Genomic DNA, 14933 nt, shown 5'->3' on the forward strand with positions numbered 1-14933 from the left:
GCCCATGACATCTGCCGCGCAAGAGCGGCATGGCTTATTTGGGTGTCAGTACCTCGGTGCCGTTGCCTTCCTTGCCGGCAATCGTCCACAGGCCATGCAGTGAGCCGTCGTCCTGCACCTTGTAGACGACAAGACCGACCGCCTTGCCCATGATATAGCCGGCGGAGAAGGCATCGTCGTTGCGCATGCAGATGCCGTCCGAGGACGAGCCGCCTGTCTCCCAATGGATCGTGCAGGTCGTCTCGCTGGTCAGCGTGATAGTCGCGTCGCCACCATAGGACGATCCATCGAAATTGGTGCCGGCCACGGCATAGGTGCCGCCGATCGACTGGGCCGCCGCGGGCAGGGCCGCGAGGTTGAGCAATGCAAGAGAAAGAATGAGTTTGCGCATATCGTATTCCCCCACTGGGCGAAGAACCGCTCCAGGGCAGAGGCTAGGCCCGAATGGGCTTGCGGTAAATCCGCTGACCGTTGGCGGACAAGACCTTTTCTGGGTGTGACCCCGAAAAGGTGCCGTTCTAAAGGATGGGTTCGGAGGGCAAATCGATCACACTGCGGCTCCAGGAAAACTTTTCGACGCTATCAAATTTGCTCGGCAAGATTCACCAAATTGGTCATTGTAGGCTTCTGATCTTGTCTGGGAGGTAATCCATGATGAACGCACGAGGCAATGCGGACAGGCTTGGCACAGGCAGCAGGCGGTCGTCGGCTTTCCGGTTCTCTTCTGTCTTGGCGGGTATGCTCATGGCGATAGCGCCTGCGTTCGCCGAGAACGGCGCTTCGGCGTCGGCAGTCGAACGGATGTCCACGCCGGGTCACGAAGCGGATGAGCTCGCTCGCCGCGTCGGGAAATGGACCGTCGTCAACACGATCTGGCCAACGCCCGGTGCCGAGCCGATCGTGATGACCGGGCTGGTGGCCGAGCGCACGATGATCGGCCCCTTCATGCAGGAGGTGATGCGCCCGGCGCCCGGGTCGAAAATCCAGACTTCCAGCGGATAGCCTATTTGAGCTATGACCGGGTGGAGGGCCGCTGGAAGTATGTCTCCATGGATACCCGTTTCCCGGCAGGGATCATGCCCGCCTGGAGTTTTGGTGGCGAGGAGGACGGCAAGATTTCACTGCTGTTCGAGCCGCTTGGTTTCGTCGGGTTCGGGCCCGAGGTCGAAGGGCGGTTCACTGCCTCCGATTTCGTCATTTCCAGGGACGGCGACAATCACGAAGTGGCCGAGCAACATTTCCTCCAGGCCAATGGCAGCGGCAAGAAATGGATTGCCGTACGATACGACTACACCCGTCAACAACCGTGACTCGCCAGCAAAAACAACGGGCTGCCAATAAGTTCTGACGTCGCCGGATGCTCACGGTCCCCTGAGGCTGCCGGCGATCGCATCGACGAGCGGGTCGAATTTCGATTTCAGGGCTGGCGGGTAGTCGATCCAGACCGTGCGGATGACACCGTCTTTTCCGAACAGGCGGCGTTCGTAGAAGATGTTTCCGCCTTTGATGCCCGACAGCACCGCCCAGTTCTTGCCGGTCTTGCTGTAGGTGATCTTGTAATCAGGTTCCTTGCTGGCCCTCTCGGCGGAGACGAAGGCTGTCGGGGTGTCATCATCGATGTTGAGGATACCCGAACAGATCAGGCTGGCGCCATCGGCGGTGAGCCATTGCTGTCCATCGCCATTGTCCGGCTCGGGCTGGCGAAGAGTGAAGATTTCATCCGGAAAGGTGCAGACGGTACCGAAGCGCTCGTTCGTATAGGTAAATGGCGCGGCGACTGCCGTGGTCCCCGCCATCACTCCGAAAAACGTCAGGACTGCAAAAAACCGCTGCACGCCTTGCCTCGCGCCGATACCAAGGCGATTATTCTTGCACGAAATCGGCGAAAAATCAGCCGCCGGTGACGCTCATATGCCGCGACACCGACGGACGGTTGGTGCGGCGATCGATGATGAAGTCATGGCCTTTGGGCTTGCGGCCGATTGCTTCGTCGATGGCATCGGCGACCAGCTCGTTGCCTTCCGACGCACGCAGCGGCGCGCGCAGGTCGGCGGCATCTTCCTGGCCGAGGCACATGTAAAGAGTGCCGGTGCAGGTCAGCCGGACCCGGTTGCAGCTTTCGCAGAAATTATGCGTCATCGGCGTGATGAAACCCAGCCGTCCGCCGGTCTCGGCGACTTGGACATAGCGGGCCGGGCCACCGGTCTTGTAAGGGATGTCGCTTAGCGTGAACTGGCGCTCGAGTGCCGCGCGCAGTAGCGACAGCGGCAAATACTGGTCGGTGCGGTCGGCGTCGATCTCGCCCATCGGCATAGTTTCGATGACCGTCAGATCCATGCCGCGGCCATGCGCCCAGCGCAGCATTTCCGGCAATTCGGCGTCATTGAAGTCCTTCAACGCCACGGCGTTGAGCTTTACCTTCAGCCCGGCCGCCTGCGCGGCGTCGATGCCGTCCATGACCTTGTCCAGATTCCCCCAGCGGGTGATCTGGCGGAATTTGTCGGCATCGAGCGTATCGAGCGAGACGTTGATCCGCTTGACGCCGCAGTCGGCGAGCTCGGCGGCAAAGCGGGAAAGCTGCGATCCGTTGGTGGTCAGCGTCAGCTCTTCCAGCGCACCGCTCTCGAGATGCCGCGAAAGCTGGCGCACCAGGTGCATGATGTTCTTGCGTACCAGCGGCTCACCTCCGGTGAGGCGGAGCTTGCGCACGCCCTTTTCGATAAAGACCGTGCAGAGCCGGTCGAGTTCTTCCAGCGACAGCAGGTCCTTCTTGGGCAGGAACGTCATGTCCTCGGCCATGCAATAGGTGCAGCGGAAATCGCAGCGGTCGGTGACCGACACGCGCAGGTAGGTGATCGTGCGACCGAAAGGATCGATCATATCCATGCTTATGCGCTTCCCGTGGCCGTGAACGGCTTCGTTATATATTGCTATGTGATACGAGCCAACTTGCCATTCAAGATAGAAGCTCGCGATCTTCGGTAACATTCCGACGCCGACAGATCATGTCGGAACTTTCCATGCGGCCTTTTCCCTCGACACGAAGCGGCGTAGGGAAGGGCAGTTCTCCGCAGGATCCACCACCATGACAGCGCCGAAGGAACTCAGGGTCTCGAAAGATCGCAAGCTGCTTTCCGTGACCTTTCCGGGCCATCAGCCGTTCGAGTTGCCGGCCGAGTTGCTGCGCGTCGCCTCGCCATCCGCCGAGGTGCAGGGCCATTCGCCCGAACAGCGCGTCACCGTTCCCGGCAAGCGCAATGTCGCGATCCTTAAGATCGAGCCGGTCGGGAATTATGCCGTACGCATCACCTTCGACGATTTCCATGATACCGGCATCTTCACCTGGAATTACCTGCACACGCTGGGTCATGAGAAGGATGCACGCTGGGCCGCCTACCTCGCCGAACTGGAAGAGAAAGGCCTGAGCCGCGACCGTTGAATGGAGCCCGCAGGACTCTCCGGTCAACGCAGGATCGCCAGTATCTCGCTGGTGTCGTAATAAAACGGCGTGCCTTCGATCAGCCGGTCATTCTTGAAGCGCAAGACTTCGGCAAACGGCTGTTTGATGGTTGCACCATTGGCCCGCGATGTCAGCGAAAGCGAGCAGCTCATGAATACCGTGTCATCGTTTTGGGCGACCTGAAGGTCCTCCACCGCCACGTCGCTCCAGATTTCCCGCATCTTGCGGAAAAGGGCGCCAACGCCGTCGAGGCCGTTCCAGTCACCGGCATAGGGCAGGGAGCGCGGCTCATGCACGACAATCTCGGCATGAAATGCGCCGGCAAGCATATCGAGGCTCTCCGACCCTGATTGCAGGAAACGCATTTCAACATTGAACATGTTTTCGATAAGTTTCATGGCGGTGCGTCGCCGGTCGTGCGGTTTATCCATTTTTCGGTCTCCGTATCCGTCGGCACGATTGTGTAGGTGAAAGCGTTTGCGCTTGTTCGCGTTGCCTCGACACCCGTTTCCTGATGACGGCAAACGGGCATTATGTCGTGAAAACGTCATGCATCTGGAGTAGCGCCGGCAAAGTTTTGGAGACGAAAACATGTCGATGATCACCAGCGTCGAACAACTCGAAGCGCTCTATGGCCTGCCCGGCGAGGCGTCGGTGGTCAAAGAACTCGACCAGCTGATTCCCGAATACGCAGCTATCATCGAGGCTTCGCCGTTTGCCGTGCTCGCGACCTGCGGGCCTGAAGGGCTGGACTGCTCGCCGCGCGGCGATCTCGCCGGCTTCGTCCGCATCCACGATCCGAAAACGCTGATGATGCCGGACCGGCGTGGCAACAACCGTGCCGATTCGCTAAGGAACATCCTTCGCGATCCGCGCGTCGCGCTCCTGTTCCTGGTGCCGGGTTCCGGTACGACGCTGCGCGTCAATGGCCGCGCCCACATCACCACCGATCCTGCGCTCTGCGCCTCGTTCGCCGTCGAGGGCAAGCCGGCGCGCTCGGTGACGATTGTCGAGATCGATGCGGTTTATTTCCAGTGCGCCCGCGCCATCCACCGATCGGAACTGTGGAATCCGGCAAGGCAGGTCGACCCGAAATCGCTGCCGACCCCCGGACAGATCCTCGAGATCACCAGCCGCAAGAACATCGACGGCGAGGTCTACGACAAGGAATGGCCGGAGCGCGCAAAAAAATCGATGTGGTGAAAGCACTTGGTGGTGGAGCACTGGGCGGTCAGGCGGTCTTCAAAACCTCGGCAACCCTCCGCATCTGTTCGCCGATCATGTCGCATTGTTCCGGCGTCGACTGGCTCATCGCCTTTTCGATCAGTGTCATGTGGACCTTCAGCGCCTGCATCAGCAGTGCCTCGCCGGCCTCGGTCAACGTCAGCCGCAGCACGCGCTTGTCCTTCTCGTCGCCCTCGCGGCGCAGCAGGCCGCGGGTCTCCAACTGCGGCAAAAGCATGGTGATGTTGGAGCGGCCGACCAGCAGGCGGCGAGCGAGGTCGTGCTGCGACATGCCGGGATGGCGGTAGAGGTTCATCAGCACGTCGAGCTGCGCCGGCTTCAGGTCGAGTGGCGCCAGCTTCACCGCCAGGGTGCGTTCCACCACGTGGCAGGCACGCGCCACCGCGACCCAGTTGCGAAAACGCGGGTTGTCCCAGGGCAGGTCTTGCTTAATGTTCATGTTTGAACTATTATGTTCATGCTTGAACCAATGAATGGATCGCCACTATGGCATCATTTGGACTGAAGGTCATCCGCGGCACGTTCGGCGTGGCCGAGCATGTGGCGCCGCGACTCACCGGGCGCGCCGCATTCGAGCTGTTCTGCCGCACACCGCACGAAAAGAGCTTGAGCCAAGGTGAGCGCCGCGCAATCGATCGCGCCGCCGATTTCATGACCCAAGCGCGCCATCACCGGCTAAAGACCAGAACCGGCTGCGTCATGGTGCATGAATTCCGGCCCGAGGCGGGCAGGGCAACTGCCGGCACCGTGCTCGTCATCCATGGTTGGCGTTCGCGCACCGAATACATGCGCACATTGATCGAAGCCTATCGCGATGCAGGCTACAAGGTGGTCTCGCTCGACCTGCCGGGCCACGGCCAGTCGCAGGGCCGCCGGCTTACCCTGGTCAGTGCGGTCGATGCGGTACGGGTTGCCGGCGAATGGTTCGGGCCGTTTGCCGCCATCGTCGGCCATTCCTTTGGTGGTGCCGTTGCCGCCAATGCCGTCGCCGGTTCGATCAGGAACATCCCGCGATTGGCGGCCGGGCGGTTGGTGCTTATCGCCGCGCCGAGCTCCCTGCCGGCGATCTTTGCTGATTTCAGCCGCATGCTGAATGTCGGCTCGCGCTCGCAGGCCGCCATGGCCGACCGGGTCGAGCGCATCGCCGGCCGGCCGTTGCATGAGTTCACCGGTGACCGCCAGTTGGCAAGCACGCCGCTGCCGACGCTGGTGATCCACGCACCGGACGACCGCGAAGTGTCCGCCGAGCATGCAAGGCTCTATGCGCGCGCCGGAAACCATGTGCGGCTGTGCTGGGCCGACGGGCTCGGCCACCGCCGCATTCTTGCCGACAAGGGTGTGGTGGAGCGTGCCGTTGGCTTCGTTGCGGGCAGGCTGGAGCCGTCTCTGCAGTGATCTGAATGTCTGTTCTTGTCTGCCGGGTTCGATCGTCACGCCGCCCCGGTGTCGGCCATCGCTATCCAAGCTGCCATTGCCCCAGCCACCGTCGCCAGAAGGGCCGAACGCGACGCGCCGTCGCGCGCCTGGATCGACATGCCGTGCTGCACGGTCGCGTAGAAGGTCGCGGCCGTACCGCAGTCGAAATCGGCCGGCAACTCCCCCTCGGCCACGCCACGCTCGAGCCGTCTCAGCAATGCTTCGCGGTTTTCGGCGCGGCGACGGCGCAGATCATCGCAGATGGCACCGCGGCTTGAGTCCTGGTGCAATGCGCCGAGCGCGATAAGGCAGCCTTGCGGACGACCGGTCTGTGAATAGGCCCTGGCAGTCTGCCGCAGGAACCGCTCGACGGCCTGGCGTGCGGTCGGCGCCTTTTCCAGCGCGGACCAGATCTCGGTTCCCTCGACCCGCGTGTAAAGCTCGGTTGCCTCGAGAGACAGCGCTTCCTTGCTGCCGAAGGCGGCATAGAGGCTGGGTGAGTTGATGCCCATTGCAGCGGTCAGGTCGCTTATCGACGCGCCCTCATAACCCTTGGCCCAAAACACTTCCATTGCGCGCCGCAAGGCGGCGGCTCGATCGAAGGTGCGGGGGCGGCCTCGTTCCGGCATGGCATCCTTTCTGTATTGATCGATACATAATCCAGTTGACCTTGTTCAGCAAGGCTGGCAGATATTTATGTATCAATCACTACAAAATGGAGAAGCAGATGTCATCCAGAAGCTTGAACGGCAAGGCCGCCCTCGTCACCGGCGGCAGTCGCGGCATTGGTGCGGCGATCGCAAGAAGGCTCGCGGCCGACGGCGCAGGGGTGGCAATCACCTATGTGAATGGCGAGGAAGGGGCGCGCGGGGTGGTCAGGGAAATCGAAGCGGCCGGCGGCCGGGCCTTTGCCATCAAGGCCGACAATCGCGATGCTGCGGCGATCGAGGCGGCAGTCGATGAGGCAGCAAAAGCCTTCGGACGGCTCGACATCCTGGTCAATAGCGCCGGCATCTGGCGCGCTGCGCCGATCGATGTCCTGTCGCTTGCCGACTTCGATGAGACAATGGAGGTCAACCTCAGAGCCCCGTTTGTCGCCGCCAAGGCGGCAGCAGCGCATATGGGCGAGGGTGGCCGGATCATCTCGATCGGCAGCAATCTGGCCGAGCGTGCCACGGACGCCGGCCTGAGCGCCTATTCGGCCAGCAAGGCTGCCTTGGTTGGCCTGACCAAGGCCTTTGCACGCGATCTCGGTCCGCGCGGCATCACCGCCAATGTCGTCCATCCCGGGTCGACCGATACCGACATGAATCCGGCAGCCGGCCCGCACGCCGAGCATCAGCGCCAGAAGATGGCGATGCCTCGCTTCGGCACGGCCGACGAGATCGCCGGCATGGTCGCCTGGCTTGCCGGTCCCGAAGGGCGCTTCGTGACAGGCGCGGCATTGACCATCGACGGCGGCGCCAACGCTTGAGGCTTGGCTCACGGGCACTTCCATTGATCGGGGGCGATGGCGGAACCGCTTGGCCCGTCACGATGTTGTGAAACCGTTCTGCAACAGACGTTCCGAAATTTATGGAAGCTTAACGAAATCAGTATGAATCAGTGTAGTCACGCCTTACATCCGCCATGCGGTGGGCGAGACCGTGAAAGCGGTGCGGAACGGGATCCGGTTCAACCGGAGCGGGTGATCCATGAAACTCCTTGGAAACAAAGCAACCGTGCTGCCGTTTGCGGTGGCCGCGGCAATGCTGGCCTTCGGGGCGCCGAAGGCTGAAGCGCAAGGGTTCTTCGATATGCTTTTCGGCGGCGGCGTCAAACACGCACCGCCGAAAGGTAACTTTCCGCCGCCACCGTCAAAATACAAGCCCAAGGCGCCGGCCGCTTCCGGTGGGGGCGGTGGTGGTGCGCAAATCAGCAGCCCGTCCTATTACACCTACAAGAGCGATCCGCTGGTGCGCGTCGATTTTTCGGCACTGTCGGCAACGCCTGAACCGGCAACGCCTCAGGATGCTGCATTCGAGCCGGCGGCCACCGGGGCTGCATTCCGCGAAGCCGTTGCCGGGCTCGACGGCTATGACCTCTACGCCGAGAAGGACATCGCCAAGGCGCTGATCGCCTATTACTCGGCCAATCCGGATTTCATCTGGGTGACGGGAACCAGTCCCAACAGCCGTGCCGAGGATGCGGTGCGGGTGCTGGGCGAGGCCGCGAGCTACGGCCTGACGCCCGCGGATTACACCGTCGAAGTTCCGGCAGCAGGCGCATCGGCGGGCAATGCCGATGAACGCCTGAAAGAGCTGGTCCGCTTCGAGATGGCGCTGTCGGCGCGTGTCCTGCGCTACGCCCGTGACGCACAAAGCGGCCGCGTCGATCCCAACCGCATGACCGGCTACTACGATTTTCCGCCGAAGCCGCTCGACATGGAAGGGGTGCTGAACACGCTGGCCCACACCCAGCAAGTGCGCACCTATCTCGAATCGCGGCATCCACAGAATTCCGAGTATCAGGCACTGCGTGTCGAACTGGAAGCGCTCCAGGCCAGCGCCGACGACGAAGTCACCATCGATCCCAATCTGCTGTTGAAGCCGGGGCAGACCAACCCCGAGCTGCCGAAGCTGTTGACAAAGATCGCGCGCAATCTCGATGACGAGATGGGCGGCGCCTATGGCGAGGTCCTGGCGAGGCTCGCCACCAGCGAGGTCTACGATCCGGAGCTGGTGCCGGTGATCAAGGCGGTGCAGAAACGGGCCGGCATGAAAGGCGACGGCGTCATCGGTCCCCGTACCGTTGCATCGTTGGCCGGAACGTCCAAGGCCGACAAAATTCAGAAGGTTCGGGTTGCGCTCGAAGAGTTGCGCTGGCTGCCTTCCGACCTTGGCAGCCCGCGCGTCTTCATCAACCAGCCGGCTTTCACCGCGAGCTATATCGATGATGGCGAGGAGAAGCTGAAGACCCGCGCCGTCGTTGGCAGGCCCACCAACCAGACTGCTTTCTTCTACGACCAGATAGAGCAGGTCGACTTCCATCCCTATTGGGGCGTGCCGCAGTCGATCCTGGTCAACGAGATGCTGCCGCGGCTGCGCCGGGATCCTGGCTATCTCGACCGCGCCGGCTACGAGGTGGTCAATGCCCGCGGCAAGCGCATTCCCTCATCCTCGGTCAATTGGGGTGCCTACGGCGCAAAGATACCCTACGGCGTGCGCCAGCTGCCGAGCGAGGCCAATGCGCTGGGCGAATTGAAGATACTGTTTCCCAACAAGCACGCCATCTACATGCACGACACACCGCAGAAGTCGTTTTTCCAGCGCGACATGCGCGCGCTCAGCCATGGTTGTGTTCGCTTGCAGGATCCGCGCGGCATGGCGGCTGCCGTTCTCGGCACCTCGGTCGACTACATTGAGGACAAACTGAAACACGGACATTCGACCGAAGACGTGACACGCAAGATCCCGGTCTATGTCGCCTATTTCACCGCGTGGCCGGACCTGTCCGGCACCGTCGAATATTTCAATGACGTCTACGGCCGCGACACAAGGCTGCAGCAGGCGCTCGACAGCACGGAAGCGGTGCGTTCGCCGGCAAGCTGACGAATGCGATTCTAGCGCTGAAACAGCGGACGCCGGAAGCCGGCGTCGCGTCCGGCGATCAGCCAATAGACCAGGCCGGCGACAATGCCTGCCGCGGCAATGATACCGATATCGGCCCAGCGCTCCGGGTTCGTGTCGTCCGGTACACTGGGCCAGATCAAGGCGAAACCGCCAACCGCGGCCGCTGCGCCGAAGATCATGTGCAGCCAAAAACTGCGCAGCGAGAAAAACTCGGCAATCAGTGCGAAGATCAGCGTCTGCAGGCCGGTCAGCACGATCGTCAGAAAATAGATGAACATGCCGAGCGGCGGCAACAGCAGCACCGCAACGGGGGTGACACCCATGACGTCGAAATAATTCGGCGCGTTTGGCAGCGAGCTCAACCCGCCATAAATCGCCGCCACCGCGATCAGCCCAACCAGTACCGCTATCAAATAGCCCGCGAGCATCATCAGAAAGCGTTTCAATACGTGCTTTACCGTCGCCATGCCCACCCCCGCGCGCAATGATAGCCCGCAGTCAGCCATCAAAGTCATATCTGCGCAAGTGTGTGCCGAAAGTCGGGGGACTTCGAGGCGCGCCATTTTTTAGAATTTGGACCGTTGGCGGCCAGCTTCATTTCGGCGCGGCTGTCACCGGATCATAGGTGATTTCGACTTTCGCCTTGTCGTTCGTGTAGTAGGTGACAGTGTAGGCGCCGCTGTCCCAATCGATTTCCTTGATGTAGCGGAAGTCGTCGCGCTGCTCGACCTTGGCAATGATTTCCGACAGCTTCTTGGCATTCTGCGGCGGCACCGGATTGTCGTCCGCGGCAAAGGCCGATCCGCCGACAAGCAGCACGGCGGCCGCCAAAACAAGTCTGGACATGGCTTTCCCTCACATTTCGATCAGCAGAAACTCGTTTCCATGCAGGTTTGTTCCGGGATCGCCGGGCGTTGCGCTACAACGAGGCGCCGGCCGTGCCTGATTTATGGCCACCGAAAGAACACGGCGACTGCTTAAAAATCATGATGCGTCGTCTCAACATCGCGGCCATAATAGTGCCGGTGGTCATTCGGGGGTCTACATGCAAACGCGTCATGCCATCATATTTGTACTTTTCACACTGTCCATCCTGGCCGTTTCGATGCCTGTCCAGAAAGCCGCAGCGCTGGAACCTGAGCGCTATACAGTCTATTGCGCCGACGACCGTATCGAGGTTTCGTTCTGGGATATCGAGCAGATGAAGGTGCGGGCCGGCTCCAACGTTTGCCAGTTCCAGAGCTATACGAGCTACAGCAGCGCTTTGAATTTTGCCCAAAAGAATTTTGGCGGCGAGGGGGCTACCTGCAGCTGCTAGCCGCTCTGGCTTGGCTTGAATTGATTCAGGAAAGCAGATGGTGGGCGATGCAGGGATTGAACCTGCGACCCCACCCGTGTGAAGGGTGTGCTCTCCCGCTGAGCTAATCGCCCGCTCGTTGCCCGAAGGCCAAGCGCGCCGCGATATAAGGGAGGCCGGCCTGCGAAGTCAACCACTTGTCGGTCGGCATCTGCGGTTCGCCTGAGGCCCGGCTTCAGCCTTCTGCCGCGGCCATCAGCCCTTGGACCAGATCGAGCGTCAGCGAATCGAAATGCGAGATTACCGCCGACGGTTCGAACTCTCGCACATGACGGTCGGTGTAGCCGAAATCGACTGCCACCACAGGAATCCCGGCGGCCTTTGCCGTGTCGATGTCGGTCTGCGAATCACCGACCATCAGTGCACGGTGCGGGTCGCCGCCGGCGCGCGCGATGGTCTGCGTGAGATGGCGCGGGTCGGGCTTGCGGAACGGAAAACTGTCCTGGCCGCAGATCGCCGCGAAATGCCTGGTCATACCGAGCGCTTCGATCAATGCCACCGAATTGGCCTCGTATTTGTTGGTGCAGATGGCCAGCAGGTAACCGGCTGCCTCGAACCGTGCGATCGCCTCGGGGACGCCGGGGTAGGGGCGCGATTTGCCGGGGATGTTAACGGTGTAATGGTCCAGAAACAGCTTGAGCAGGCGGTCGTGCTCCTCCACTGCCAGTGACCTATGCTGCGCTGCGTGAGCGCGCTCGATCATCACCCGGCCGCCATGGCCGACGAAGCGCTTGAAGCCGGCTTCGTCGACGGCCGCGAGCTGGCTGGCGGCAAGGCTGTGGTTGAGACTGTCGAGCAGGTCCGGCGCCGTGTCGATCAGCGTCCCGTCGAGGTCGAACACGATGATCGGTCGGGTCATGGCCTGTCCTGTGACGATTCGATTGCCGGCAGGCGATAACCGCTGCGGCCCGTTCAGGCAAGCCGGCTTATCCACCGCGGGCAAGGTCCTTTGACCAGCCCGGCAAAAATGCTACGAGCGCCGAAACAAATCTCGGGACCCGGCATGGATGCGAGGCAATTGAAGGTTGAGGCCGCGCGAGCAGCGCTTGCCCATGTCACGGATGGCATGCGGCTCGGCATCGGCACCGGCACGACGGCGGATGAGTTCGTACGGCTGCTCGCCGACAAGGTCGCCACCGGCCTGACTGTCATCGGCGTGCCGACCTCCGAGCGCACCGCCGTCCTTTGCACCGAGCTTGGTGTGCCTCTGTCGACCCTTGAGCAAACGCCCGAGCTCGACCTTACCATCGACGGCGCCGACGAGATCGATCCTGCACTGACATTGGTCAAGGGCGGCGGCGGCGCGCTGCTGCGCGAAAAGATCGTCGCGGCGGCCTCCGGCCGCATGATCGTCATCGCCGACAGCTCCAAGATGGTCGAGATGATCGGTCGTTTTCCGCTGCCCATCGAAGTCAACCGGTTCGGCCTGCGCGCCACCGAAATTGCGGTTGGCGCGGCGGCTGCAAACCTTGGCCTTTCCGGCCCTGTTACATTGAGGATGACGGGGAGCCAGCCATTTGTTACAGACGGCGGCCATTTTATCCTCGATGCATCTTTTGGCCGCATTCCGGATACAAGAGCGCTTTCGAATGCTCTCCACGCCATTCCGGGCGTGGTCGAGCATGGTCTTTTCATCGGGCTGGCATCAACGGCCATTATAGCCGGCGGCGATGGCATCCAAACCGTCCATGCCGCCCGAAAATCAGGGAGTTTTACCGATCATGATGTTGCATAACCGGGTTGGCCGCTTTTTTGCCATGCTGGCGGCCTCGGCCGTTTTCGCGTTTTCGTCGCCTGCGTTTTCGCAGGACGTCACCGATGCGCATTTGAAGGCGGCGCGCGCCGCGGTCGCGGCGATCCATGCGACGGATACATTCGACAACATCCTGCCGCAAGCGGCCGCGGCACTCGAGCAGCAGCTGATCCAGAAGAACCCGGACATGCAGGAACTGATCGCAAAGACGATCAACGAGAAGGCGATGGTCCTGGCATCGCGCCGCGCCGACCTGGAAAAGGAAGCAGCGCTCGCCTATGCAAAGGTGTTCTCGGAAAAGGAACTCAATGAAATTGCCGCCTTCTACAATTCCGATTCCGGCAAGAAGCTGCTCGATAACGGCCCGATCGTAACGCGCGAACTGGTGAAGGCTGCCGAGATCTGGCAGAACGGCCTGGCTCGCGATCTGGCCCAGCAGGTCGGCGAGACCCTGGGCGCAGCGGCGAATGCCAAGGCGCCGGCTGCACCTGCCGACGGTACCGCTCCGGCCGACGGCGCAGCTCCCGCGGACGCCACACCGAATTGATTGCGGACTTCAGAGCGGCCTGACCGACACTGGACCAGAAAGCCCGGCAAGTCCGGGCTTTTCTTTTGATAGTCGGCAGCCTACCTGTCTCGGTGTTTGAGGGGCAAGGAGTTCAGCCATGGCCGGTTACGACTACGATCTTTTCGTCATCGGCGGCGGCTCCGGCGGGGTGAGGGCGGCGCGCGTCGCGGCCGCACTCGGCAAGCGTGTCGGCATTGCCGAGGAATATCGCTACGGCGGCACATGCGTGATCCGCGGCTGCGTGCCGAAGAAGCTCTATGTCTACGCCTCGCAATTCCCCGAGCATTTCGCCGACGCCGCCGGTTATGGCTGGACGGTGCCTGAGGCGCGTTTCGACTGGCAGACGCTGGTCGCCAACAAGGACCGGGAAATCAGCCGGCTGGAGGCCATCTACAAGAAGAACGTGCAGGGCGCCGGCGGCGAGGTCTTTCATTCGCGCGCCACCCTGGTCGATCCGCATGTGGTGCATCTTCTCGGTGAGGATCGCACCGTTACCGCCGACCAGATCCTGATCGCTACCGGCGGGCGCCCGGCGCCGCATCCGGCATTGCCCGGCCATGAGCACTGTATCTTTTCCAACGAGGCCTTCGATCTAAAGGAGTTGCCGAAGGCAATCATGATCGAGGGCGGCGGCTACATCGCCGTCGAATTCGCCAACATCTTTCACGGCCTTGGCGTCGACACGACGCTGGTCTACCGCGGCAAGGAGATCCTCAGCCGTTTCGACATGGACCTCAGACGTATGCTGCACGAAACGATGGAAAAGAAGGGGATAAAAATCCTCTGCCACGCCGTGTCCGAGTGGGTCAGGAAGCGGCCTGACGGCCGGCTCGACGCGCTTGTCACCGGCGGCACCGTGCTGACGGTCGACCAGGTCATGCTCGCCATCGGCCGCATTCCCAATACCGAGAACATGGGCCTGGAAGGCGTTGGCATCGAGATGACCAAAACCGGGGCAATCCACGTCGACGAATACTCCCGCACGAACATCGACAACATCTGGGCAATCGGTGACGTCACCCACCGCGTGCAATTGACGCCGGTGGCAATCCACGAGGCGATGTGCTTCGTCGAGACCGCCTTCAAGGACAATCCGACGGCGCCCGACCACGACACGATCGCTACCGCAGTCTTTTCGCAGCCCGAGATCGGCACGGTCGGCCTGTCGGAGGATGAGGCGGCAAAACGCTTCTCGGATCTTGAAATCTACCGGGCCACCTTCCGGCCGATGCGGCACACACTTTCCGGCCGCGATGAAAAGATGCTGATGAAGCTGGTCGTCGACGGCGCCTCGAAAAAGGTCCTCGGCGCCCACATCCTCGGGCCGGATGCCGGCGAAATGGCGCAGCTTCTCGGCATACCCCTGAAGGCGGGGCTGACCAAGGATGATTTCGATCGCACCATGGCGGTGCATCCGACCGCGGCGGAAGAACTCGTCACCATGTACAGGCCGACTTACCGGGTGAAGGATGGAGAGCGCGTCTGACGCGACAATAAACCCATCGCGGCAACGAAATTGCCGC

General features: G+C 61.7%; 20 protein-coding genes and 1 tRNA gene. 11 read left to right on the forward strand and 10 right to left on the reverse strand.

Translation table 11 applies throughout. From position 1 onward, the window contains the following. Positions 1-34: 34 nt before the first annotated feature. The gene (locus NKJ46_RS19890; RefSeq protein WP_352666686.1) at positions 35-391 is read right to left on the reverse strand and encodes a hypothetical protein; all 357 of its coding nucleotides are present in this window, start codon (positions 389-391) and stop codon (positions 35-37) included. Between the two features lie 353 nt (positions 392-744). Here NKJ46_RS19890 and NKJ46_RS19895 point away from each other — a divergent pair, with 353 nt between their 5' ends. After that, entirely contained in the window at positions 745-1002 is a 258-nt protein-coding gene (locus tag NKJ46_RS19895) for a hypothetical protein (protein ID WP_352666688.1), read from the forward strand. Positions 1003-1007: 5 nt separating this feature from the next. Further along, positions 1008-1310 carry a hypothetical protein gene (locus NKJ46_RS19900; RefSeq protein ID WP_352666691.1) on the forward strand — a complete coding sequence of 101 codons (303 nt, stop codon included), beginning with the start codon at positions 1008-1010 and terminating at the stop codon, positions 1308-1310. A 51-nt stretch (positions 1311-1361) separates the two neighbouring features. On the opposite strand, the gene NKJ46_RS19905 is transcribed toward NKJ46_RS19900, so the two are convergent. Together NKJ46_RS19905 and moaA are read right to left on the reverse strand one after the other, a co-directional pair. Further along, a complete protein-coding gene (locus tag NKJ46_RS19905; protein ID WP_352666693.1) occupies positions 1362-1835 on the reverse strand; it encodes a hypothetical protein in 474 nt (157 codons plus the stop codon). Between the two features lie 55 nt (positions 1836-1890). Next, positions 1891-2886 (reverse strand): GTP 3',8-cyclase MoaA, encoded by a 996-nt coding sequence (gene moaA, locus NKJ46_RS19910; RefSeq protein ID WP_352568644.1) that lies wholly within the window; start codon positions 2884-2886, stop codon positions 1891-1893. Positions 2887-3085: 199 nt separating this feature from the next. Between moaA and NKJ46_RS19915 the strand changes: the two genes are divergently transcribed. Beyond that, positions 3086-3439 carry a gamma-butyrobetaine hydroxylase family protein gene (locus NKJ46_RS19915; RefSeq protein ID WP_023717628.1) on the forward strand — a complete coding sequence of 118 codons (354 nt, stop codon included), beginning with the start codon at positions 3086-3088 and terminating at the stop codon, positions 3437-3439. A gap of 23 nt (positions 3440-3462) precedes the next feature. Here the strand turns inward: NKJ46_RS19915 and NKJ46_RS19920 are convergent, their stop codons facing one another. Next, on the reverse strand, positions 3463-4011 hold the full coding sequence (locus NKJ46_RS19920) for a nuclear transport factor 2 family protein (RefSeq protein WP_352666695.1): 549 nt from the start codon (positions 4009-4011) through the stop codon (positions 3463-3465). A 40-nt stretch (positions 4012-4051) separates the two neighbouring features. On the opposite strand from NKJ46_RS19920, the gene NKJ46_RS19925 reads away from it, so the two are divergent. After that, a complete protein-coding gene (locus tag NKJ46_RS19925; protein WP_352666698.1) occupies positions 4052-4663 on the forward strand; it encodes a pyridoxamine 5'-phosphate oxidase family protein in 612 nt (203 codons plus the stop codon). Between the two features lie 28 nt (positions 4664-4691). Here the strand turns inward: NKJ46_RS19925 and NKJ46_RS19930 are convergent, their stop codons facing one another. Beyond that, positions 4692-5144, reverse strand: coding sequence for a MarR family winged helix-turn-helix transcriptional regulator (locus NKJ46_RS19930; protein WP_352666701.1), 453 nt, complete (start codon positions 5142-5144; stop codon positions 4692-4694). A 47-nt stretch (positions 5145-5191) separates the two neighbouring features. On the opposite strand from NKJ46_RS19930, the gene NKJ46_RS19935 reads away from it, so the two are divergent. After that, positions 5192-6100, forward strand: a complete 909-nt coding sequence (locus tag NKJ46_RS19935; RefSeq protein ID WP_352666704.1) for an alpha/beta hydrolase — start codon at positions 5192-5194, stop codon at positions 6098-6100. 35 nt (positions 6101-6135) lie between these two features. Here the strand turns inward: NKJ46_RS19935 and NKJ46_RS19940 are convergent, their stop codons facing one another. Next, on the reverse strand, positions 6136-6750 hold the full coding sequence (locus NKJ46_RS19940; RefSeq protein ID WP_352666707.1) for a TetR/AcrR family transcriptional regulator: 615 nt from the start codon (positions 6748-6750) through the stop codon (positions 6136-6138). A gap of 98 nt (positions 6751-6848) precedes the next feature. On the opposite strand from NKJ46_RS19940, the gene NKJ46_RS19945 reads away from it, so the two are divergent. Both NKJ46_RS19945 and NKJ46_RS19950 read left to right on the forward strand, forming a co-directional pair. After that, on the forward strand, positions 6849-7595 hold the full coding sequence (locus tag NKJ46_RS19945) for a 3-oxoacyl-ACP reductase family protein (protein WP_352666710.1): 747 nt from the start codon (positions 6849-6851) through the stop codon (positions 7593-7595). Positions 7596-7815: 220 nt separating this feature from the next. Further along, the gene (locus NKJ46_RS19950; RefSeq protein ID WP_352666713.1) at positions 7816-9711 is read left to right on the forward strand and encodes a L,D-transpeptidase family protein; all 1896 of its coding nucleotides are present in this window, start codon (positions 7816-7818) and stop codon (positions 9709-9711) included. Between the two features lie 11 nt (positions 9712-9722). Here the strand turns inward: NKJ46_RS19950 and NKJ46_RS19955 are convergent, their stop codons facing one another. Continuing rightward, on the reverse strand, positions 9723-10199 hold the full coding sequence (locus tag NKJ46_RS19955; protein ID WP_352666716.1) for a hypothetical protein: 477 nt from the start codon (positions 10197-10199) through the stop codon (positions 9723-9725). A 127-nt stretch (positions 10200-10326) separates the two neighbouring features. Next, positions 10327-10578, reverse strand: coding sequence for a PepSY domain-containing protein (locus NKJ46_RS19960; RefSeq protein WP_352666719.1), 252 nt, complete (start codon positions 10576-10578; stop codon positions 10327-10329). A gap of 103 nt (positions 10579-10681) precedes the next feature. Between NKJ46_RS19960 and NKJ46_RS19965 the strand changes: the two genes are divergently transcribed. Continuing rightward, positions 10682-11050, forward strand: a complete 369-nt coding sequence (locus NKJ46_RS19965; RefSeq protein ID WP_352666721.1) for a hypothetical protein — start codon at positions 10682-10684, stop codon at positions 11048-11050. Positions 11051-11088: 38 nt separating this feature from the next. Here NKJ46_RS19965 and NKJ46_RS19970 read toward each other — a convergent pair. Both NKJ46_RS19970 and NKJ46_RS19975 read right to left on the reverse strand, forming a co-directional pair. Next, positions 11089-11163: transfer RNA gene (locus NKJ46_RS19970), tRNA-Val, on the reverse strand. Positions 11164-11264: 101 nt separating this feature from the next. Beyond that, on the reverse strand, positions 11265-11948 hold the full coding sequence (locus tag NKJ46_RS19975; RefSeq protein ID WP_352471880.1) for a phosphoglycolate phosphatase: 684 nt from the start codon (positions 11946-11948) through the stop codon (positions 11265-11267). 144 nt (positions 11949-12092) lie between these two features. Here NKJ46_RS19975 and rpiA point away from each other — a divergent pair, with 144 nt between their 5' ends. The 3 genes from rpiA (at position 12093) to gor (ending at position 14896) form a co-directional block, all read left to right on the forward strand. Further along, complete coding sequence (rpiA, locus tag NKJ46_RS19980; RefSeq protein ID WP_352666723.1) at positions 12093-12824, forward strand: ribose-5-phosphate isomerase RpiA; 732 nt, start codon at positions 12093-12095, stop codon at positions 12822-12824. Beyond that, positions 12811-13389, forward strand: a complete 579-nt coding sequence (locus NKJ46_RS19985) for a DUF2059 domain-containing protein (RefSeq protein ID WP_352491320.1) — start codon at positions 12811-12813, stop codon at positions 13387-13389. The genes rpiA and NKJ46_RS19985 overlap by 14 nt, the downstream gene beginning before the upstream one ends. A gap of 118 nt (positions 13390-13507) precedes the next feature. Further along, positions 13508-14896: a glutathione-disulfide reductase gene (gene gor / locus NKJ46_RS19990; protein ID WP_352666725.1), complete on the forward strand. Its 1389-nt coding sequence runs from the start codon at positions 13508-13510 to the stop codon at positions 14894-14896. The last annotated feature ends 37 nt before the right edge of the window (positions 14897-14933 follow it).

The organism is Mesorhizobium sp. M0166, assembly GCF_040322255.1.
Classification (GTDB): domain Bacteria; phylum Pseudomonadota; class Alphaproteobacteria; order Rhizobiales; family Rhizobiaceae; genus Mesorhizobium.